Source organism: Lentzea sp. NPDC004789, from assembly GCF_053601075.1.
The window spans coordinates 254,880-274,964 of sequence record NZ_JBSGBE010000004.1 but is presented as its reverse complement, the minus strand read 5'-3'; the positions used below and the strand labels follow the sequence as shown (position 1 = coordinate 274,964).

20 protein-coding genes and 1 riboswitch are annotated in these 20,085 nt (G+C 68.9%); of the genes, 5 read left to right on the top strand and 15 right to left on the bottom strand.

Annotated elements, in window-relative coordinates:
• Window positions 1–129: 129 nt before the first annotated feature.
• Genes ACWEIJ_RS11740 through ACWEIJ_RS11730 form a run of 3 tightly spaced genes read right to left on the bottom strand, consistent with a single transcriptional unit; the run spans window position 130 to window position 2,869 of the window.
• Window positions 130–1,110 carry an ABC transporter substrate-binding protein gene (locus ACWEIJ_RS11740; protein ID WP_449837120.1) on the bottom strand — a complete coding sequence of 327 codons (981 nt, stop codon included), beginning with the start codon at window positions 1,108–1,110 and terminating at the stop codon, window positions 130–132.
• A complete protein-coding gene (locus tag ACWEIJ_RS11735; RefSeq protein WP_449837119.1) occupies window positions 1,107–1,847 on the bottom strand; it encodes an ABC transporter ATP-binding protein in 741 nt (246 codons plus the stop codon). Before ACWEIJ_RS11735 ends, ACWEIJ_RS11740 begins: the two co-directional genes overlap by 4 nt.
• Window positions 1,847–2,869: a FecCD family ABC transporter permease gene (locus ACWEIJ_RS11730; RefSeq protein ID WP_449837118.1), complete on the bottom strand. Its 1,023-nt coding sequence runs from the start codon at window positions 2,867–2,869 to the stop codon at window positions 1,847–1,849. Before ACWEIJ_RS11730 ends, ACWEIJ_RS11735 begins: the two co-directional genes overlap by 1 nt.
• 34 nt (window positions 2,870–2,903) lie before the next feature.
• A riboswitch (cobalamin riboswitch) is annotated at window positions 2,904–3,041 on the bottom strand.
• 26 nt (window positions 3,042–3,067) lie between these two features.
• On the opposite strand from ACWEIJ_RS11730, the gene ACWEIJ_RS11725 reads away from it, so the two are divergent.
• Complete coding sequence (locus tag ACWEIJ_RS11725; protein WP_449837117.1) at window positions 3,068–3,550, top strand: hypothetical protein; 483 nt, start codon at window positions 3,068–3,070, stop codon at window positions 3,548–3,550.
• A 7-nt stretch (window positions 3,551–3,557) separates the two neighbouring features.
• Here the strand turns inward: ACWEIJ_RS11725 and ACWEIJ_RS11720 are convergent, their stop codons facing one another.
• The 5 genes from ACWEIJ_RS11720 to ACWEIJ_RS11700 all read right to left on the bottom strand — a co-directional run bounded on the left by ACWEIJ_RS11720 (window position 3,558) and on the right by ACWEIJ_RS11700 (window position 7,115).
• Entirely contained in the window at window positions 3,558–4,064 is a 507-nt protein-coding gene (locus ACWEIJ_RS11720) for a hypothetical protein (RefSeq protein ID WP_449837116.1), read from the bottom strand.
• 118 nt (window positions 4,065–4,182) lie between these two features.
• Window positions 4,183–5,586: a putative T7SS-secreted protein gene (locus tag ACWEIJ_RS11715; protein ID WP_449837115.1), complete on the bottom strand. Its 1,404-nt coding sequence runs from the start codon at window positions 5,584–5,586 to the stop codon at window positions 4,183–4,185.
• Window positions 5,583–6,086 carry a hypothetical protein gene (locus tag ACWEIJ_RS11710; protein WP_449837114.1) on the bottom strand — a complete coding sequence of 168 codons (504 nt, stop codon included), beginning with the start codon at window positions 6,084–6,086 and terminating at the stop codon, window positions 5,583–5,585. The genes ACWEIJ_RS11715 and ACWEIJ_RS11710 overlap by 4 nt, the downstream gene beginning before the upstream one ends.
• Window positions 6,083–6,466 (bottom strand): SseB family protein, encoded by a 384-nt coding sequence (locus tag ACWEIJ_RS11705; protein ID WP_449837113.1) that lies wholly within the window; start codon window positions 6,464–6,466, stop codon window positions 6,083–6,085. The genes ACWEIJ_RS11710 and ACWEIJ_RS11705 overlap by 4 nt, the downstream gene beginning before the upstream one ends.
• Window positions 6,467–6,563: 97 nt before the next feature.
• Window positions 6,564–7,115 (bottom strand): dihydrofolate reductase family protein, encoded by a 552-nt coding sequence (locus ACWEIJ_RS11700; protein ID WP_449837112.1) that lies wholly within the window; start codon window positions 7,113–7,115, stop codon window positions 6,564–6,566.
• 38 nt (window positions 7,116–7,153) lie between these two features.
• Between ACWEIJ_RS11700 and ACWEIJ_RS11695 the strand changes: the two genes are divergently transcribed.
• Both ACWEIJ_RS11695 and ACWEIJ_RS11690 read left to right on the top strand, forming a co-directional pair.
• Window positions 7,154–8,074: a sigma-70 family RNA polymerase sigma factor gene (locus tag ACWEIJ_RS11695; RefSeq protein ID WP_449837111.1), complete on the top strand. Its 921-nt coding sequence runs from the start codon at window positions 7,154–7,156 to the stop codon at window positions 8,072–8,074.
• Window positions 8,075–8,170: 96 nt separating this feature from the next.
• The gene (locus ACWEIJ_RS11690) at window positions 8,171–8,590 is read left to right on the top strand and encodes a YciI family protein (RefSeq protein WP_449837110.1); all 420 of its coding nucleotides are present in this window, start codon (window positions 8,171–8,173) and stop codon (window positions 8,588–8,590) included.
• 174 nt (window positions 8,591–8,764) lie between these two features.
• Here ACWEIJ_RS11690 and ACWEIJ_RS11685 read toward each other — a convergent pair whose 3' ends face one another.
• The 3 genes from ACWEIJ_RS11685 to serA all read right to left on the bottom strand — a co-directional run bounded on the left by ACWEIJ_RS11685 (window position 8,765) and on the right by serA (window position 15,191).
• The gene (locus ACWEIJ_RS11685) at window positions 8,765–9,802 is read right to left on the bottom strand and encodes a 3-isopropylmalate dehydrogenase (RefSeq protein WP_204763745.1); all 1,038 of its coding nucleotides are present in this window, start codon (window positions 9,800–9,802) and stop codon (window positions 8,765–8,767) included.
• 277 nt (window positions 9,803–10,079) lie between these two features.
• Window positions 10,080–13,355, bottom strand: a complete 3,276-nt coding sequence (locus tag ACWEIJ_RS11680; protein ID WP_449837336.1) for a S8 family serine peptidase — start codon at window positions 13,353–13,355, stop codon at window positions 10,080–10,082.
• A 240-nt stretch (window positions 13,356–13,595) separates the two neighbouring features.
• Window positions 13,596–15,191, bottom strand: coding sequence for a phosphoglycerate dehydrogenase (gene serA, locus ACWEIJ_RS11675; protein ID WP_449837109.1), 1,596 nt, complete (start codon window positions 15,189–15,191; stop codon window positions 13,596–13,598).
• A 255-nt stretch (window positions 15,192–15,446) separates the two neighbouring features.
• Between serA and ACWEIJ_RS11670 the strand changes: the two genes are divergently transcribed.
• Both ACWEIJ_RS11670 and ACWEIJ_RS11665 read left to right on the top strand, forming a co-directional pair.
• Window positions 15,447–15,704, top strand: coding sequence for a hypothetical protein (locus ACWEIJ_RS11670; RefSeq protein WP_449837108.1), 258 nt, complete (start codon window positions 15,447–15,449; stop codon window positions 15,702–15,704).
• Between the two features lie 132 nt (window positions 15,705–15,836).
• Window positions 15,837–16,298 carry a DUF6294 family protein gene (locus tag ACWEIJ_RS11665; RefSeq protein WP_449837107.1) on the top strand — a complete coding sequence of 154 codons (462 nt, stop codon included), beginning with the start codon at window positions 15,837–15,839 and terminating at the stop codon, window positions 16,296–16,298.
• 4 nt (window positions 16,299–16,302) lie between these two features.
• Here the strand turns inward: ACWEIJ_RS11665 and ACWEIJ_RS11660 are convergent, their stop codons facing one another.
• From ACWEIJ_RS11660 to ACWEIJ_RS11645, 4 genes are all read right to left on the bottom strand, one after another.
• Window positions 16,303–16,566 carry a DUF397 domain-containing protein gene (locus tag ACWEIJ_RS11660; protein WP_449837106.1) on the bottom strand — a complete coding sequence of 88 codons (264 nt, stop codon included), beginning with the start codon at window positions 16,564–16,566 and terminating at the stop codon, window positions 16,303–16,305.
• Window positions 16,567–16,652: 86 nt separating this feature from the next.
• Window positions 16,653–17,666, bottom strand: a complete 1,014-nt coding sequence (gene ilvC / locus ACWEIJ_RS11655; RefSeq protein WP_449837105.1) for a ketol-acid reductoisomerase — start codon at window positions 17,664–17,666, stop codon at window positions 16,653–16,655.
• A gap of 21 nt (window positions 17,667–17,687) precedes the next feature.
• Window positions 17,688–18,194 carry an acetolactate synthase small subunit gene (gene ilvN, locus ACWEIJ_RS11650; protein WP_030467896.1) on the bottom strand — a complete coding sequence of 169 codons (507 nt, stop codon included), beginning with the start codon at window positions 18,192–18,194 and terminating at the stop codon, window positions 17,688–17,690.
• Window positions 18,194–20,026 (bottom strand): acetolactate synthase large subunit, encoded by a 1,833-nt coding sequence (locus ACWEIJ_RS11645; protein ID WP_449837104.1) that lies wholly within the window; start codon window positions 20,024–20,026, stop codon window positions 18,194–18,196. Before ACWEIJ_RS11645 ends, ilvN begins: the two co-directional genes overlap by 1 nt.
• Window positions 20,027–20,085: the final 59 nt, after the last annotated feature.

The window sequence follows — 20,085 nt, the reverse complement described above, 5'->3', positions numbered from 1 at the left end:
AGGGGCGGCACTACCCGACGCGCTCGTCGATAATGATGGCGAGGTGCTGAGCCATGCAGCGGATGCTGCCACAGCCCAGCACTACGTACCAAGCGCCGGGAGGAAATCTCCCACTATCTGGTCACGCGTTCACCCCTGTGACAGGTACTTCGCGAAGGCCTCGATCGAGGCCGGGTTGCGCGGCGACTCGACCAGCGCGGCGTACGGAAGTGCGAAGAAGCGCTTGTTCCTGACCGCCGGGGAGTTGCGCAGCGGCGCGAAGCCCTCCAGGAACGCCTGCTTCTGCTCAGGCGTGTTCGCCTCGCCGGACGCGTAGTCCACGATGAGCACGACGTCGGGGTCGCGCTGCACGACGGTCTCCCAGTTGACCGTGGTCCAGCTGTCGTCGAGGTCGCCGAAGACGTTGTCCCCGCCGGCCTTGCCGATGACGTCCTGCGGGGCCGCGTTCCGGCCGGACGTGAACGGCTGGTCCTGCCCGCTGTCGTAGAGGAACACCTTCGGCCGCGGCCTGCCCGCCATCAGCCGCCCGGCGTCGTCGATCCGCCGCCGGTAGCCCTCGATGAGCTCCTCGGCCTTCCGCTCGACGCGGAAGATCTTCCCGAGATTGCGGAGGTCCGTGTAGAGCGCGTCGAGGGCCGGCATGATGCCGCGCTGCTTGCCGATGCCGTTGCGGCACGCCTCGGTGAGCTGGTAGGTGCCGATCCCGAGCTGCTTCAGCGCGTCCGGGGTGAAGCCGGTGCTCTCGGTGAAGCCGTAGTTCCAGCCCGCGAACACCAGGTCCGCGTTGGCCCCCTGCACGACCTCCTTGGAGATCTTGTCCGCGAGCTTGCGGGTGCTGTCGAAGTCGGCCTTCCACGGCGAGGTCCGCAGGTCGACGGTGTTGTCGCCGTCCACCACGTAGCCGGCCATGCGGTCCTTGAGGCCCAGCGCGAACATCAGCTCGGTGATGCCGGTGTCGTTGGTGACCACTTTGGACGGCACCTTGTCGAACGTGACCTGCTGACCGCAGTTGGTGATGGTCACCGGGTCGGACTTCGAGGTGTCCTGCGCGACCGTCGCGCCGCAGCCGGAGACGAGCAGCAGAGCGGCTGCGGCGAAAGCGGTTCTCAAGGGGTGACCTCCTGGTCGAACAGGAGCTGCGGAACTCCCGTGGTGGGGTGTCGGACCACGTGCGCGGTGACGTGGAAGACCTTGGCGATCAGCTCGGGCACGAGCACCTCCTCCGGCGTGCCGGACGCGACCAGGCGGCCTTCGTCGAGCACGTGCAGGCGGTCGCAGTAGGACGCGGCGAGGTTGAGGTCGTGCAGCACGGTCAGCACCGTGACGCCCAGGCCGCGGGCGAGCGCGAGCACGTCCAGCTGGTGCCGGATGTCGAGGTGGTTCGTCGGCTCGTCCAGCACGAGCACCCGAGGTTCCTGCGCGATGGCGCGGGCGATGAGCACGCGCTGGCGTTCGCCGCCGGAAAGGCTGAGGAAGCTGCGATCGGCGAGGTGCGCGACGTCCACTGTGGCCAGTGCGGCCGCGACCACGCGGCGGTCCCGGGCGGGATCGCGGTCGTGCGGCAGGCGACCCATCTCCACGACCTCGGCGACCGTGAAGTCGAACTCGACCTGCGACTCCTGGGTGAGCGCCGCGAGCTCGCGGGCGAGCCCGTGTCGCTTGTGGACGTTCTCACCGTCGATCAGCACGGCGCCGGCGTCGGGCTTCAGGGCGCGGTAGACGCACCGCAGCGTGGTCGACTTGCCGCTGCCGTTCGGGCCGACGATGCCGACGACCTCGGCCGAGGCGTTGAGCGTGATGTCCGCGACGATCCCGCGGACCGTGACGCCGGTGAGCTCGACGCGCATCAACGTCCCCCGAACACGTAGCTCTTGCGGCGCATGAGGAAGATGAAGCACGGCACGCCGATCGCGGCCGTGATGACGCCCAGCGGCAGCTCTTCCGGTGCCGCGAGCAGGCGGGCGGCCACGTCGACCCAGACGAGGAACGACGCCCCGGCCAGGGGTGCGAGCGGCAGCACCCTGCGGTGGTCCGCGCCCACGACCATGCGCGTGAGGTGCGGCAGCATGAGCCCGACGAAGCCCACCGCGCCGCTGACCGCCACCAGCACACCGGTGATCGCCGCGGTGACCACGAACAGCTGTGTGCGGAACCGGTCGACCTCGACACCCAGCGTGGTCGCCGTCTCGTCGCCCATCGCCAGCGCGTTCAACGGCCGCGCCTTGGTGAGCAGGTGGACGATCCCCAGCACCGTCACCGAGGTGGCCACGGGCAACGACTTCCAGTCCGCTCCGCCCAGGCTGCCGAGCAACCAGAACATCGCCGCCCGTGCCGCTTCCCCGCGTGGCGCCTGGAACACCAGCAGCATCGCCACGGCCGAGAACCCGTACGCCAGCGCGGTTCCGGTCAGCACCAGCCGCAACGGTGTGAGCCCTCGACTCGTGCGCGCGGTGAGGTAGACCAGCGCGGTGGCACCGAGTCCGGTCAGGAACGCCCCGGTCGACAGCGCGTAGACGCCGAACCCGGACAACACGCCGAGCGTCGCCACCGCCGTCGCGCCGACGCTCGCGCCCGACGAGATCCCGAGCACGTAAGGGTCTGCGAGCGCGTTGCGGACCATCGCCTGGATCGCGACGCCGACCGTGCTCAGCCCGGCTCCGACGACCGCTGCCAGCAGGACGCGCGGCAACCGGATGTCCCACACGATGTGGTACTGCCCGGCGAGGTCCGCGGGGATCGTGCCGCCGGTGACGGCCGCCTGCAGCAGGTCGACCGTGACGCCGAACGGGATGGAGACGGGGCCGAGCGCAACGCCCGCCACGATGCTGACGGCGAGCACGCCGACGAGCGCGCTGATCTTCGCGATCACTGACAGCCCTTCCCGCAGTCCACGGCAGGAGTTCCCGGATGGAAAGCCGTGTGCGGGTGTTCGGGCTCGTCCCTGCAGAGGTGGGACCTACCGTTGCGGGTCAGCGCCGGACTTCGACCGGTCTTCCCCCGTGCACGACCCGCTCACCCTAACCCACACATCACTGCACAAATGCACCGCGAGATGCGTCTAACAGGCATGGGGAGCGGGGACAAGAGACGGCTGCGGCGCCAGCGGCAACGGGGCGGCCGGGACACGGAGCAGAAGAACAGCCCCGCCTTCATCGCGTTCGCCCTGCTCGTCACCGGATTCCAGACCGGTGCCATCTGGGCCGAGGAGATCCCGGCAGCGCTGGACCGGCTCTACTGCACGCCGGAGTTCTGCCTGACGCTGCCGCAGGCGCTGATCGGCTGGGCGGTCGCGGTGGCACCGCTGCTGGTGCTGCTCTGGCGCCGCGACGTGGCGATCTACCTCGGCGCGTTCCTGGCCGGTCTGATGGGCATGCTGCTCATCGCGTCCGACGGCAACTGGGTGGTGCCCCAAGCGTTCTTCGGGGTGGGGCTGGTGTTCATGCCGATCAGCCTTGGACTCTCCCGCCTGGCCAAGCCCGGCTGGCGTGCCGTGGCGGTGGCCGGCCAGCACTGGTTGCTGCTGGCCGGCCTCGTCCTCTGGCTGGCCTGACCTCCGGCTACGAGGAGCCTCCCCCGCCGAAGCCGGGTTCGAGACGGCGGAAGTACTCCATGCAGTTGGCCATCTGGTGCTCGACCAGGCCGAACTTCGGGATGTCGTGCGGTTCGAGCATCGCGAGCACGTCGACGGACTCGGTCGCCTTCTCGCCGGGCACGAGGACCTCGGCCCGGTCGCCGGGAAACCTCGACACCTTGTACCCGACGTGCCACACGTCCCGCCGGGAACCCTTGACCAGGACCTTCCACGGCGGGCTGTGCTGCTCGGGGTTCTCCAGCTCACCGCGGATCTTGAGCAGGGCGTCGAACACGGACTCACCGGTGGACATCTTGCGGCCGAACGGACCGTAGACCGCCATCGTGATCTCTTTCATGGTCCGCGCCTGCCACACGACGCGGCCGACCCAGACCTGTTCCTTGCCGGACGCGGGATCCTTGCCGTGGAGCGGGACCTGCCGGGAGACCGGAGGGAACTCACCGTCCTTCGTCCACTCCGGAAACTCCTCCACCGGTGGCGGGGAAGGCTGTTGTGGTGGCATGGGGCTTTGTGGCGGACGCATCGGCTGTTGGGGACGCATCGGCGGTTGTTGTGGGTGCATTCCAAGGCTCCTGAGGTTCGCCGTCACGTCAGCTGTGCTTGGCCAAGATGCCGTTCATCTGCTGCCGATACTCGTTCATCAACTGCTGCTGCGCCTGTCGTTCGGAAGGCGACAGGTTGGGCAGCATCTCCTGGATCTCGCCCACCAGGTCCTGGAGCCGGAAGTAGTGGCTCTTGTCAGGCTGCGGCAGGTGTTCCGGGTCGGTGATCTTCGGCCGCTCGTCCGGCTCGTGCTTCGGTTCCTCGGCAGGAGGGTCGGGCTCGTGGTGGTGCTCCGGTTCCCGGTCGTGCGGCGGGAGGTCGTCCGTCTTCTGCGGACCGAACGGCTCGTCGGGGTGCGGGTTGCCGTAGTCCGTCGGGTGCGACGGCGGCTCGTAGTGCTCTCCCCTGACCCACGGCGGCAGGCTGTCGTCGACGTGCTTGCCGAGCTGGGTCGCGGCCTGCTCGGTGACCTCGCGGGCCGACGTTTCCACCGCCTCGCGGGCGAGCGCCTTCTCCGCCGTGCCGGCGAGGCCCGTGCCGTCGGTCGCGACGGCGATGGCGACGTCACCGGTCAGCTGGCCGAGCGCGGCGAACGGGTCCTTCTTCCACTGCTCGAAGTTGAGGATGCCCTTGACCGCGTCGACCGGGTGCGTGGCCATGTGCACCATGCCGGCGGCCTGCTTCATCATGTTCGCCGCGTACTCGCCGGGGTGCGAGAGGTTGTACGGGTCGAGGGGGTTGGTCGCGCGGAGCAGCTGCACGACGCCGAGCGCGGACTTGGTCAGACCGCTGTTGAAGGACCCGATCTGGTCGACCAGCTGGTCGGTCGTGTCCTCGAACGAGGCGACGATCTTGGACAGGAAGCCCGGTTCCTCCGGTGCCCTGTCCTTCGCCTTGGTGACCACCGACGTGGTCTGCGCGGCCGCCGCCCGCAACGCTTTGCGCGCGTCGGCGAGGATCCGCTCGGCCTGCTCCCGCTTGGCCTTGCCGGGATCGCTGAACGGTGCGAGCGGCGACGGTGCCGCGTCACCGGAGACCACCGCGGCCAGTGCGGCTTTCTCGTACCTCGACGAGGCGTCGTCGTACTGCTTCTCCGCCGCCTGCGTCTCCGCCTTGGCCTCGTTGTAGAGGCGGATCGCCTCGGCGGCTTCCCGCTGGGCGCGTTCGACCGCGCCCTTGTACGTCGCCAATGCGTCCACGACCGGCCCGAACGCCTCGGCAGCGTCACGCCACTTCGGCGTCTCCTGGGCGAGGTAGCCGCCGAACTTCTCCGCCGCCTCCCCCGTCCACTGGCCCATGTCCAATCCGGACATGCCGTGGTACGCCTCCTGGCAGGCGGTCGAGAGCTTGCGCAGCCCGTTCGCCGTCTCCTCCAGGGACGTGACGCTGCCGGGCACCAGCTCGACGGGATCGTCGGTGTCACCGAGCTCGCTGCGGCCGAAGAAGCTCACGTGAGATCACCGACCCATTCCGCAGCACCGCGGACGTCCTTGACCGACGAGTTCCACGCGTCTTCCAAACCCTTGCCCGCCTTGTCCCACTCCTGCCCGGGTGAGTTCGGCTGCATGGAGTTCTGCAGTTCCTGCCACGACTTCTTGGACGCGTCGTCGTGGGCGTGCGGGTTGCCCATGAGCAACTGGAACGCCTGCTTGGCCTTGTCGTCCGCCTTCTCGTACACGGTCTTGGTGTCGGTGAGCGCGGACGCCATCGCCGTGCCCTCCTTCACCAGGTGCCGCAGACCCCACCGCCACCGCTCGAAGAACTCCTCGAACGCGTCGGCGAGCGCCTCGTCCCCGCACTCGTCCTCGTCCGGGCAGATGATCCCGAACGTGGTCGTGGTGGACACGAGGTGCCCGCCGTCGGGCGCGATCTCCTTCAGGGCGGCGACGGTGTCGTTGATGCCCTTGATCGCCTGCCCCATCGCGCCGAGGTCGACGCCGAACCCGGTCACGCGTCCACCGCCAGCTCGTCCGCGACGACGCCCCGCACCGGCGGCAGCGTCATCATGTGCTCGGACCCGTTGTCGAACACCACACCCGTGTGCCTGGGCAGCGCGGGCAGGTAGTGGTCGAGCAACCGTCCGCCGGTGACCGCGAGGTAGAGCGCGTCGGTGCGCTCACCTCGGGCGGCGAGATGTCCTTGCAGCAGCTCGGGGCTGGAGAACGCCGCCAGCCAGTTCAGCCCCTCGACCGTGACGACCGGCAGGGACAGCGGATCGACCCGCTGCAGGTACACCGTGCTCTCCCGGAACGCCGTCAGGAACGCTTCCGGGTCTCCCCCGCCCTCGCGGTAGCGCCGCGCGCAGGCGACCGCCTCGTTTTCCTCGTCCATGCCTCTCCCGTTCAACCAATCCCCCCAGATCGGCAGCGCCGTACGTTACCGGTGGCTCACGGTGAGTGTCGGACGAGCTGTTCAACTGAGGGCTGCGTCACGCAGCCCTGCGGGAGCGCAGGAGTGCGCCGTTCCCCTTCTGCTCCACCGAGATCAGGTGAAGATCCGCCGGCAGGGGCACCCGGCGGCCGGCGCCGACGGTCGTGGGGAACACCAGCAGGCGGTACTCGTCGACCAGGTCGTGCTCGACCAACGCGTCCACGACGCTGATGCTGCCGGTGACGATGACGTCCTGGTGCTCCTTGCGCCGTCGCACTTCCGCGACCAGGTCGCCCTCGATCAACGAGGAGTTCGCCCAACCGTCCACGTGCGTCAGCGAGCGGGACGCGACCAGCTTGGGAATGGCGTTCATCCTGGTGGCGAACTCGTCGGTGCGGTTGGGAAAGATGCGGGAGAACAGTTCCCACGTGGTCCGGCCGAGCACCAGCACGCCGGTGTCGAACAACGGTCCCAGTCCGAACTTGTCCCCCTTCACCGCTTCCGGACCGTGCCGGAACGCCCAGCCGCCGCCCGCGGTGCCACCGGACCCGTCCGGGTCCTCGGCAACGCCGTCCAGTGTCACGAACTCGATGACGATCAGATCATTCATGCCACTACATACCGGCGGGGCGACGCATACTCATCGCGATGACCGACACGACTTTCCAGACGCGCGTCGAGCAGCACCGCGGGGAGCTGCTCGCCTACTGCTACCGGATGCTCGGATCGGTCCACGAGGCGGAGGACCTCGTGCAGGACACCATGCTGCGGGCGTGGAACGCGCGTGAACGCTACGACGAGCGCAAGGCGTCGATCCGCACGTGGCTGTACCGGATCGCCACGAACGTGTGCCTGACCGCGCTGGAGGGCAAGGCGCGCCGGCCGCTGCCGTCCGGGCTCGGCCCGCCGAGCACCGACCCGCACACCCCGCTGGTGCCCGACTTCGAGGTGCCGTGGCTGGAGCCGTTCCCCGACTGGAAGGCCGATCCCGCGGACCTCGCGGTGCGGCGGGACAGTCTGCGGCTGGCCCTGATCACCGCCATGCAGTCGCTGCCCGCCCGCCAGCGCGCGGTCTGGGTGCTGCGCGAGGTGCTCGAGTTCAGCGCCGCCGAGGTGGCCGAGCAGCTCGGCACGACCGTCGCGTCGGTCAACAGCGCTCTGCAACGGGCGCGGGCCGGACTGGACGGAGCCGAGGTGGTGCCGTCCGGCGATCCCGCCGCGTTGCGGACCGTGGAGGCCTACGTGCGGGCCTTCGAGGCGGCCGACGTCGGCGCGCTGGTCGAGCTGCTCACCGAGGACGCGATCCTGGAGATGCCGCCGGTGCCGTTGTGGTACCGCGGTCGCGACGACTACGCCGCGTTCCTCCGCCGGGTGTTCGCGATGCGCGGCGAGGGCTGGCGCATGACGCCGACCGCCGCCAACGGCCAACCGGCGGTGGCGGCCTACTCGCCGGACGGCCGGCTCCACACGCTGCAGGTGTTCACGGTCGCCGACGGGCTGATCGCGCACACCGCCGTATTCGGGTCGCCGACCGTCTTCGCGGCGTTCGAACTGCCTCTGACCTGCTGAAAAAGAAAACTTCAAAAAAGTTCGAGGTCCGTGTCGATCCGGTGCGGGACCCGTTCGACCTGTGGACGTCAACACAGACGAACAGGGAGACACACCGTGAAGTTCATGCTGATCTGGCGCGCGACCGACGAGGCCTTCGCGAACCTGGGCGACGTCGACTTCGACAAGATGCTGGAGATCGTCGGCCGGTACAACGACGAGATGATCCGCGCGGGCGTCCTGCTCGCCGCCGAGGGCCTGTCCGACCCGTCCGAGGGCGTGGTCGTCGACTACTCCGCCGAGCCGCCGGTCGTGACCGACGGCCCGTACGGCGAGACGAAGGAGCTGTTCAACGGCTTCTACATCATCAACGTCGCGTCCAGGGAAGAGGCGATCGAGTGGGCGAAGCGCGCGCCGCTCACGGGCCCCGGCTTCAAGACCGAGATCCGCCGGGTGCCGACGATCGACGAGTTCCCGCAGGACAACGAGTGGATCAAGAAGGAGCGGGCCTGGCGCGAGGCCAACGGCCAGCTCTGAACCCTGAGACGCCGAAGCCCGGCCGGGACATCCGGCCGGGCTTCAAAACGTCCTGGCCGAAGCGACCACGGTCCCCGGCACCACGCGTGCCCGCGTCTCCCTGAATGTCACGCGGGGACCTTTCGTACTCTCCGAGAGTACGAAAGGTCCCCGCGTGACTTCTGAAACGTGCGGTCAGCCGGTGCGGACGTTCGAGGAGACGAGTGCCGCGAGCCGGTCACCGATCGCGTAGGTCGCGCCCGGCGACTGGTGGTCGCGCGTCGCCAGGTCGAACGCCACGGAGGCCTCGATCCGGCGTGACGCCTCGTGCTCGCCCAGGTGGTCGAGCAGCAGCGCGACCGACAGCACGGCGGCGGTCGGGTCCGCGATGCCCTGGCCCGCGATGTCCGGCGCCGAGCCGTGGACCGGCTCGAACATCGACGGGTTGCGGCGCGTCACGTCCAGGTTGCCCGACGCGGCCAGGCCGATGCCGCCCGTGACGGCGGCGGCGAGGTCGGTCAGGATGTCGCCGAACAGGTTGTCCGTCACGATCACGTCGTAGCGGCCCGGGTCGGTGACCATGTGGATCGTGGCCGCGTCGACGTGCTGGTACGCCACGGTCACGTCCGGGTGCTGCAGCGAGACCTCCTCGACGACGCGCGACCACAGCGAGCCGGCGTGCGTGAGGACGTTCGTCTTGTGCACCAACGTCAGGTGCCGGCGCTGGCGGGCCGACGCACGCGCGAAGGCGTCTCGGACGACGCGCTCCACGCCGAACGAGGTATTCAGCGAGACCTCGGTCGCGATCTCGTGCGGGGTGTCCTTGCGCAGCAGACCGCCGTTGCCCGCGTACGGGCCCTCGGTGCCCTCGCGCACCACCACCATGTCGATCTCGGGCGGGTCCGCGAGCGGGCTGCGGACGCCGGGGTAGAGACGAGCGGGGCGGAGGTTCACGTGGTGGTCGAGTTCGAAGCGCAGGCGCAACAGCAGGCCGCGCTCCAGGATTCCGCTCGGCACCGACGGGTCGCCCACCGCACCGAGCAGGATCGCGTCGTGCTGGCGAAGCTCTCCCAGCACCGACTCGGGCAACAACTCTCCCGTGGCGTGCCAGCGCGCCGCGCCGAGGTCGTAGCGGGTGATTTCGGCCGCCGGAACGACCTCGCCGAGAACCTTCAGAGCCTCAGCGATGACCTCGGGCCCGATCCCGTCTCCTGGGATCACTGCGAGCCGCATCCACACACCTCCCAGGTGTCCGTCCCCAATTAGTGGGACTACTTTCCTCCGCGAAAGGCTACCGGCATCACGGCCACTCGCCGCATGCCGGACACCCCTTCGGGGTGTTCTCTCCCGTACTGCGGGACACCCACACGGCCCATTCCCCGCTTTCGAGTGTCACTCGACCGCAGTACAGCTGTCGCGTCAAGGGGTGACCCCCCTGTTCACAACGATGAAGGGAACCTTCCTCCACGTGAGGTGGAGGAAGGTTCCCTTCATCGTGAAAAGGTCCGACCTACACGGCTGAGTTGCGGCCGGTCGAGCAGACGTAGACGACCGACGCGCGGTCACCGTTGGCGTTGTGGTGGTTGAGCACCAGCAGGCCGTCGGACTTGTCGGCCTTCAGCGCCGCCGCGTCCCTGTTCACCACGAGCGCGGTACCCGGCTTCGCGAGGTACGAGAGCGCCGCGTCGCCACCGCCCTGCACCCACAGGCCCGGCTTGAGCGGGTCGTAGGACAGGCTGTGGTCGATCACGTCGACCAGGCCGTTCGTGTTGCCCGGCGCCGCGTACGGGCCGGCGGTGCCGGCGACGTACGAGATGCGGGCGGTGTCCTTCGCCGGGTCGATGCCGAGTGCCGTGAGCAGCACCGGCAGGACCGCGACGTTGGTGTCGGCGGCGTTGGTGTCGACGTCGCCGAACTGGCCGTTGATCGGCTGGAGGTCGACCTGCGCACCCGTCTTGAGGTCCACGGTCGACGCGACCAGCAGGTCGGTGTCCTTCAGGCGGGTGGCGGACGTCTCGAAGTCCGCGGTGCCGTCACCGTTGGTGTCGATGTCGATGAACGGAACCGTGTTCTTGCCGAGGTTGTACCAGTTGCCCCACATCGCGACACCGAACGCCAGCATCGACTCCTCGGGCTTGCCCTGCGCCTTGGCGAGCGGGGCCGTGGAGGCCGCGCCGACGTAACGCAGGTCGCCGCCCTTGGCGGTCTCGTTGAGCGCGCAGTTCTGGGTGACGTTGCGCTTGCAGTCGCGCAGCTTCGGCGACTGGGCCTGCAGCTCCAGCACGCTGACCAGCGAGCGGTAGGCCTGCGCGCCCGTGCCCTGGTCGACGCCGCGGCCGGTCAGGTTCAGCACCGACTGCTTGTCCGTGCCGCGGAACTTCAGGCCGGCCGGGGTGTTGATGTCCGCGACCGGCTTCGGCGCCGAGTACACCGACAGGCGCAGCGGCACCGTGGCACCGGCGGTCGGCGTGAGGGTCACGCGACCGGAGGCGTCCGCGATGAACTGACGCGCCACACCCAGCTGGTCGGCCACGACGGTCGAGTCGACCGTCTTGCGCAGCGCCTTCGGGTCGTCGATCTTCAGGGTGACCTTGACGCGCGCGATGCCGCGCGGGCTCAGCTTCACCTTGTCCTGCGAGAGCACGTAGCTCACGCCGGGGATCGTCGTGGCGGCCGCGTAGCCGACGTTGTACTCGACGGCCTTCGTCGACTTGTTGACGATCTTGATCGTCTTGGTCTTCGAGACCGGCTTGGCGACCTCGACGACGCCGAAGTTCGCGCTCACGAAGCCGGGGTCGTCCTCGACGTAGGCCAGGACCTGGTTGTCGATCGCGGCCTTGCCGTCCACGCGGCCGGTGCCGACGCGGTTGGGCGCGAAGGTCTTGCCGTTCTCCTTCACGTCCGCGCCGGCCGTGTTCATGATCGCGGCCTTGACCTCTTCCAGCGTGTAGTCCGGGTGCGTCTGGCGCACCAGGGCCGCGATGCCGGCGACGTGCGGGGACGCCATCGACGTGCCGGAGAACACCGCGCGGTCGTTGCCGGAACCGACGGCGGTCGACGAGATCGTGTCACCGGGCGCCGCCACGTCCGGCTTGATCGACCCACCGCGGGTGCCGCGGCTGGTGAACGAGCTCGGCGTGTCCGAAATGGACTGGTCGTACGTCGGCACGGTGGTGCGCAGCGATCCCGCGAGACGGACCGTCAGCGTGCCCGCGTCCAGCAGCGGACGCACCTGCTTGGTGGCGTCGCCGGTGAACTGGAACACCGGGATGGTCGCGTTGCCCGCGATGCCCGCGGTGAAGTTGTTCACGGTGGACGAGAGCACGACGCCCAGCGCACCGGCGGCCTGCGCGTTGTTGGTGCGGCCGGCCGAGCCGCAACGGCGCGACGCGTCGTTGTCGTCCCACTCCAGCCAGACGTACTTGCCCGCGAGGCCCGTCTGCGTGATAGGCAGGCAGCCGTCGAGGTTGCCCTCCTGGGTGAGCTTCACGACCGGCAGGGTCTTGTCGTAGCCCAGGTAGCCGGTGAAGTTCTGGCTGTACTGACCGGCCTTCGTCTGGCCGTTGGCCACGGCGCCGTCACGCAGCACGAACGAGTCGCGCACGGACGCGACGGTCAGCGCCTCGGGCGTGCTGCCCGGCGAGCCGCCGATGTCGTAGAGGTCGCCACCGTTGCCGGCGGAGAAGACCGGCATGACGCCGACCTTGAACAGCTTCCTGACGAAGAGGCTGTCGGGGTCGTCCGGGGCGCCGTAGTCGGAGCCGAGCGACAGGTTGACCACGTCGAGGTGGTCGGAGAAGTCGCCGTCGCCGTCGGGGTCGAGCGCCCAGTCGAGCGCCTGCGAGGTGACGTTGGTCGAGCCCTCGCAGCCGAAGACCTTCAGCGCGTAGATGAGGGCCTTCGGCGCGGTGCCGGGACCGATCTTCATCGCGTTGAGCTTGTCGGCGTCGAGCTTGGTGTAGTCGCCCTTGAACGTGCTGCCGTCGGCGTTCTCACCGAAACCGGCCGCGGTGCCCGCGACGTGCGAACCGTGACCGTTGCAGTCGATCGGGTTCGGGTCGGGCTTCGGCGTGTTGATCGCCGGGTCCGTGCTGGCCCCGTCGTAGTCCTCGCCGACGAAGTCCCATCCGCCGACGACCTTCGAGGTCGGGAAGTTCGGGTTCTTCGCCCGCGGGTCGACCGCGCGGAACGCGTCGACCGTGCCGGGACCGCCGAAGTTCGCGTGCGTGTAGTCGACGCCGGTGTCGATGATGCCGATCCGGACGTCGTCACCGAGCTTGCCGTACTGCTGCCAGACGTTGAGCGTCCTGGTGAGCTGCACCGCGTTCGAGTTGTCGCGCGTCTTCGGCACGACCGGGTAGACCCCGGTGACGTCCGAGCGGTTCGCCAGCTCGCGGACCTTCGCCGCGTCCGCCGTCACGACCACGCCGGGAACGCCGTTGGACGTGTGGAAGAGCTCCTTGGTGGCGTTGTCCTTCGCCTTGAGCTCACCGACGACCTGGCCGACCGTCGCCGACACGTCGCTCTTCGCCTGCTTGGCGGCCTGCTTCGCGGCTTCCTTGCCCTGCGACTTCTTCTCCTCGAAGGCGTCGACGGCGGGCTTTCGGTCGAGCGCGACGAACGCGGTGACCTGGCCGGACTGGTTCAGCCGGGGGGAAACCTTGAGCTGCAACGCTTTCGCGTCCAGCCCGTGTGCACCCTTGAGCGGCTGCGCGAGCGGTTCGCTCTGCGCCTGAGCCGTGGCGGGTGCGATCAGCAGTGTGGTGATGGCAGAGAACACCACCAGACTCGATCGTCTCTTCACAACATTGCCCCAAACGAGGTGTGTTCCTTCGACCCGAGTACACGTGCCGCGCCCTCTACGGCACCAGGTCAACCTCGTGGGGACGCTAATCGCTGATGTGTGTCTGCGACTGCCCCGAAAGTATGAAGTTTGTCTACGGAGAGTTGGTCGTTACAGCTTCGTTGTTCACCGTGACAGCCGCGGAAGGGGGATTTGACCGTCCCCCTCCCGCTTTGTCCGTGACTATCCGAAGTCGACACTCCGCACGGTGCGCGCTCCCACGGCGGCACCGATCGGGTCGAGCACCGCGGTGTCGACCGGACGGTCCACGCGCAGGACCATCACGGCGTCCGCACCGGTCTGGCTGATCTGCGCGGCCTCGATGTTCACCCCGGCCTCGCCGAGCAGCGTGCCGACCGTGCCCATAACACCCGGACGGTCCGGGTACTCCAGCAGCAACACGGTTCCCTCGGCCCGCAGGTCGAAGTTGCGGCCGTTGATGTTCACCAGCTTCTCGACCTGCGCGATCCCGCTGACCGTGCCGGACACGCTGTTGCTCGTGCCGTCGGCCTGCACGGCCTTCACCGTGACGAGGCTGCGGTGGTTCGGGCTCTCGGTCTCCTTGACCACGTCCACGCTCACGCCGAGGTCCGCGGCGAGCTGCGGGGCGTTGACGAACGTCACCTGCGACTCGACCACGCTGGAGAAGACCCCGCGCAGCGCCGCGAGCGGCAGCACCGCGACGTCCTCAGTGGACAGTTCGCCGCGCACCTCGACGGTGACGCTGGTCGGCGCCTTCGACGACAGTGCACTGAGGACGGTGCCGAGCTTCTGCACGAGCGGCAGGTAGGGGCGCACCTCCTCGCCGACCGCGCCGCCCTGCACGTTGACGGCGTCCGGCACGAACTCGCCGGCGAGCGCGAGGACGACGCTCTTCGCGACGTCGGTGCCCGCGCGGTCCTGGGCCTCGGTGGTGCTCGCGCCGAGGTGCGGGGTGACGACGATGCCCGGGACGTTGAACAGCGGGCTCTCGGTCGTGGGCTCGGTGGAGAAGACGTCCACGCCGGCGCCGCCGACCTGGCCCTCCTTGACCGCCTCGGCCAGCGCCTCCTCGTCGATGAGGCCACCGCGGGCGGCGTTGACGATGATGACGCCGCGCTTGGCCTTGGCGAGCTGCTCGGCGCCGATCAGGCCCTTGGTCTCCGGGGTCTTCGGCAGGTGGATGCTGATCGCGTCGGCGCGCTCCAGCAGCTCCTCCAGCGTCACGAGCTCGATGCCGAGCTGGGCGGCCCGCTGCGCCGAGACGTACGGGTCGTAGGCGATCAGCGTGGTGCCGAACGCGGCGATGCGCTGCGCGAACAGCTGGCCGATCTTGCCCAGGCCCACGACACCGACCGTCTTGCCGTTGAGCTCGACGCCGTTGAACTTGCTGCGCTTCCACTCGTGGTTCTGCAGCGTCTCGTGCGCGGCCGGGATCTGGCGCGCGACGGCGAGCAGCAGGGCGACGGCGTGCTCGGCGGCGCTGACGATGTTGGACGTCGGCGCGTTGACGACCATGACGCCGTTGGCCGTGGCGGCCGGGACCTCGACGTTGTCCAGGCCGACGCCCGCACGGGCCACGACCTTCAGCTTGCGGGTGGCGGCGAACACCTCGGCGTTGACCTGCGTGGCGGACCGCACGAGCAGGGCGTCCGCGTCCGCGACGGCCTCGAGGAGGGCCGGGCGGTCGGTGCCGTCTACGTGGCGCACTTCCACGCCATCACCGAGAGCGTCCAGCACGGACGGTGCGAGCTTCTCGGCGATGAGGACAACAGGTCGGCTCGTGTTGGTCACGGACATCGCTCCCAGAACGGTTGGATCGTGGGGCGCGGGCGAGGTCGAGGCGGCTGACCCGCGCCGACCGGGCACCGCAATGTGTCCGGACTGTTAACGAGCATAGACAGGGGGCCTTGACCCGGCCTTTGGCGGGTGTCTCAGGTCACTGCCGCGTCCTGAGGGCTGGGACGGTGTTTGCGCCGGTTTCCCTGACGCGGCCGCACGTGGTGGGCCGAAAACCGGCTGACCTCGGCGGGGACGCCTTGCTAGCTTCCGGGCATGACGTGCCTGACAGATCTCAGGTGGCAGTTCGCGGGAGTCGAGGACCTCCGCGCCCGCAGCCTCGTGTCGGCCTCCGCGCTGATCGCGGCGACCGGTGCCCGGCGGCGCGCGGACCGCGTGCGGGAGGCGGACGTGCGGTGCGGTCGCGGACCGCGCTCACGCGACAGGTTCGCCGGCCTGGGGATGCTCACCAGATCCCGCCGCCCTCCCCGGCAATGGCACCTGCCCAGGAAACGGCCCACCCGGTCGTCGTGACGACCCGGCCCGACATCGGTTCCCTCTGACCGTCGACGAACTGTCGACGGATTGTCGACGGCTACCGCCACCGTCAGCGCAGCAAGCGGAGAGAGTCGCTCCCCGCCGTCCGGGATGCTGTGAAGGGAAACGATGAAACGCGTAACTCGAGGACTCAAGACGGCCGTCACGGCGGCCATCGCCGGCATCGCGCTGCTCATCGGCGTGCCGGCGGCGCACGCGGACAGTGGTGCGGCCACGGCGCAGGCCGGCGGGCTGCACACCACCGCGGTCAAGAGCGCGGTCTGGGGCCAGCTGCACAGCGGTGACTGCCAGCAGGACAACGGCACCATCGTGCTGCGCCCGGACGGAACGGGCACGTTCAGCGCGACCACGCTGACCTACAAGACGCACACCGGCGACGTCTGGCACACCACCCTGACGTTCTACACGACGGGCGGCACCAGGCTGTTCGTCAGAGGCACGTTCAACAGCCCGCGGATGGACGACGGCAACCCGCCACCGAAGTACTTCTGGAGCGCCGACTTCACCTTCGACTCGGGCCTCTACAGCGCCGTGGACATCTTCAAGACCCGCCAGTCCTACAGCTGCTGAGGCCCTACCAGGGCTCGTCGAACTCCCCGTCCTTGGCGCCCGCCACGAAGGCGTCCCACTCGGCCATCGTGAAGACGAGGACCGGTTCCAGCTGCTTGGAGTTGCGCATGGCCACGTAGGTGGCGCCGTCGGTGTGCTCCACGAAGGCGATCTCGACGTGGCCGTCCTCGGGCTCCGGCTCCGGCGGGCGCTTCCACTCGGCGGCGCGGAGGTCCAGGTTGCCGCGCACGTGGGCCTTGTCGTCGTAGATGGGCGCGCTGTCGGTCATACCCGGAGAAGCTAGCGGATGATCGACACAGCGAAGCGAAAGGCCCGCGGAGCTTCACGCTCCGCGGGCCTTCCTCGGGAAAGGACTCAGGCGGTCTCGGTGATGGGGCGGTCGACCCACGACATCATGTCGCGGAGCTTCTTGCCGGTCGCCTCGATCGGGTGGTTCTCACCCTCCTGCTGCAGCTTCTTGTAGTTGGCGCGGCCGTTGTCGTCCTCGCCGACCCACTCGTTCGCGAAGGTGCCGTCCTGGATCTCGCCCAGGATCTTCTTCATCTCCTCCTTGACCGACGCGGTGATGACGCGCGGGCCGCGGGTGAGGTCGCCGTACTCGGCGGTGTCGGAGATCGAGTAGCGCATGCGGGCGATGCCGCCCTCGTACATGAGGTCGACGATCAGCTTCAGCTCGTGCAGGCACTCGAAGTACGCGACCTCGGGGGCGTAGCCCGCCTCGGTGAGGACCTCGAAGCCCGCCTGGACGAGAGCCGACGCGCCACCGCACAGGACGGCCTGCTCGCCGAAGAGGTCCGTCTCGGTCTCTTCCTTGAACGTCGTCTTGATGACGCCGGCACGGGTGCCGCCGATGCCCTTGGCGTACGAGAGCGCGAGGGCCTGCGCGTTGCCGGAGGCGTCCTGCTCGACCGCGATGAGCGCGGGCACGCCCTTGCCGTCGACGAACTGGCGGCGGACCAGGTGGCCGGGGCCCTTCGGCGCGACCATGGCGACGTCCACACCGGACGGAGCGGTGATCAGGCCGTAGCGGATGTTGAAGCCGTGGCCGAAGAAGAGCGCGTCGCCCTCCTTCAGGTTCGCCGCGATCTCGTTGGCGTAGATGTGGCGCTGGGCGGTGTCCGGCGCCAGGATCATGATCACGTCGGCCCACGCGGAGACCTCGGCCGGCGTACCGACCTCCAGGCCCTCTTCCTCGGCCTTGGCGCGGGACTTGGAGCCCTCCTGCAGACCGATGCGGACCTCGACGCCCGAGTCGCGCAGGGACAGCGCGTGGGCGTGGCCCTGGCTGCCGTAGCCGATCACGGCCACCTTGCGGCCCTGGATGATGCTCAGGTCGGCATCGTCGTCGTAGAAGATCTCGACGCTCACAGTGTTTCCTTCTCTCTAGTACTAACGAACCGCGGTGGCGGTGATGGAACGAGCGCCACGGCCGATGGCGACCATGCCGGACTGGACGATCTCGCGAAGCCCGTAGGGCTCCAGCATGCGCAACAACGCGTCGAGCTTCTCAGACGTGCCGGTGGCCTCGATCGTGACCGCCTCCGGCGACACGTCGACGACCTTCGCGCGGAAGAGCTGCACGGTTTCGAGGACCTGCGACCGCACCGTCGCATCCGCACGAACCTTAATCAACACCAGTTGCCGCTGAACGGAAGCGGTCGGCTCCAGCTCGACGATCTTGATGACGTTGATGAGTTTGTTGAGCTGCTTGGTCACCTGCTCCAGCGGCAGCTCGTCGACCGAGACCACGATGGTCATGCGGGAGATGTCGGGGTACTCGGTGCGGCCGACCGCCAGCGACTCGATGTTGAAGCCGCGGCGGGAGAACAGGCCGGCGACGCGCGCGAGCACACCGGGCTTGTCCTCGACCAAAACGCTCAGCGTGTGCCTGGTCATCACAGATCCTCGTCGAACAGGGGGCGGATGCCGCGAGCGGCCATGATCTCGGAGTTGCCGGTGCCGGCCGCGACCATGGGCCACACCTGCGCGTCCTTGCCGACGACGAAGTCGACCACGACCGGCCGGTCGTTGATCTCCAGCGCCTTCGCGATCACCTCGTCCACCTCCTCGCGCGACTCGGCCCGCAGGCCCACGCAGCCGAGGGCCTCCGCCAGCAGCTTGAAGTCTGGGATGCGGTGCTTGTGCGTCCCCAGATCCGTGTTGGAGTACCGCTCACCGTAGAAGAGCGTCTGCCACTGGCGGACCATGCCCAGGTTGCCGTTGTTGATCACGGCGATCTTGACCGGCAGGCCTTCGATGGCACAGGTGGCGAGCTCCTGGTTGGTCATCTGGAAGCAGCCGTCGCCGTCGATGGCCCACACCGTGCGGTCCGGTTCACCTGCCTTGATGCCCATCGCGGCCGGGACCGCGAAGCCCATCGTGCCGAGGCCGCCGGAGTTGATCCACGTGCGCGGCTGCTCGTACTTCACGAACTGCGCGGCCCACATCTGGTGCTGGCCGACGCCCGCCGTGTAGATCGTGTCGGCCGGCGACAGCGCGCCGATCCGCTCGATCACGAACTGCGGCGACAGCGTGCCGTCCTCCGGCCAGTCGTAGCCCAGCGGGAACGTCTCGCGCAGCGAGCTCAGCGTGTCCCACCACGGCGTGAGGTCGACCTTCTTGGCCGTCTCGCGCTCGGCGCGGACCGCGTCGATCAGCTCGGTGATGATCTCCTTGCAGTCGCCCACGATCGGGACGTCCGCGCGGCGGTTCTTCGAGATCTCGGCCGGGTCGATGTCGGCGTGGATGATCTGCGCGTCGGGGGCGAACGAGCCGAGCTGGCCGGTGACGCGGTCGTCGAACCGGGCGCCCAGCGCGATCAGCAGGTCCGACTTCTGCATCGCCGCGACGGCCGCGACGGTGCCGTGCATGCCGGGCATGCCGAGGTGCTGCTGGTGCGAGTCGGGGAACGCGCCGCGCGCCATCAGCGTGGTGACGACCGGGATGCCGGTGTCCTCGGCCAGGCGCAGCAGCTCCGCGGACGCGTCCGCCTTGATGACGCCACCACCCACGTACAGGACCGGCTTGCGGGCGTTCACGATCAGCTTGGCGGCTTCGCGCACCTGCTTGCCGTGCGGCCGGGTCGTCGGCCGGTAACCGGGCAGGCGCATCTCGGGCGGCCACGAGAAGCTGGTCTGCTCCTGCAGCACGTCCTTCGGGATGTCGACGAGGACCGGGCCGGGTCGGCCGGTCGCCGCGATGTGGAACGCCTCCGCGATCGCCCTCGGGATCTCCGCCGGGTCGGTCACGAGCACGTTGTGCTTGGTGATCGGCATCGTGATGCCGCAGATGTCCGCCTCCTGGAAGGCGTCCGTGCCGATCAGCGGCCGCGTCTGCTGGCCGGTGATCGCGACGACGGGCACGGAGTCCATGTTCGCGTCCGCGAGCGGCGTGACGAGGTTCGTCGCACCGGGTCCCGAGGTCGCCATGCAGACCCCGACCTTGCCGGTGGCCTGCGCGTATCCGGTCGCCGCGTGTCCTGCGCCCTGCTCGTGGCGGACGAGGATGTGCCGGACCTTCGTGGAGTCCAGCAGCGGGTCGTACGCGGGAAGGATCGTCCCGCCGGGAATGCCGAACACCACTTCACACCCGACCGCCTCAAGCGAGCGGACGAGGGACTGCGCCCCGGTCACTCGAATCGGCGCGCCAGTGGGCGGAGCCGGTTTGGGGCGCGGACCTGGACGTGGCGACGAGGGCTCGGAAGCCTGTCGCGATGGTGCGCTGGTCATTGGTTTGCCTCGTGGGTATCGGGGTCCGGACACGAAAAAACCCTCGACAACCCGAAGAT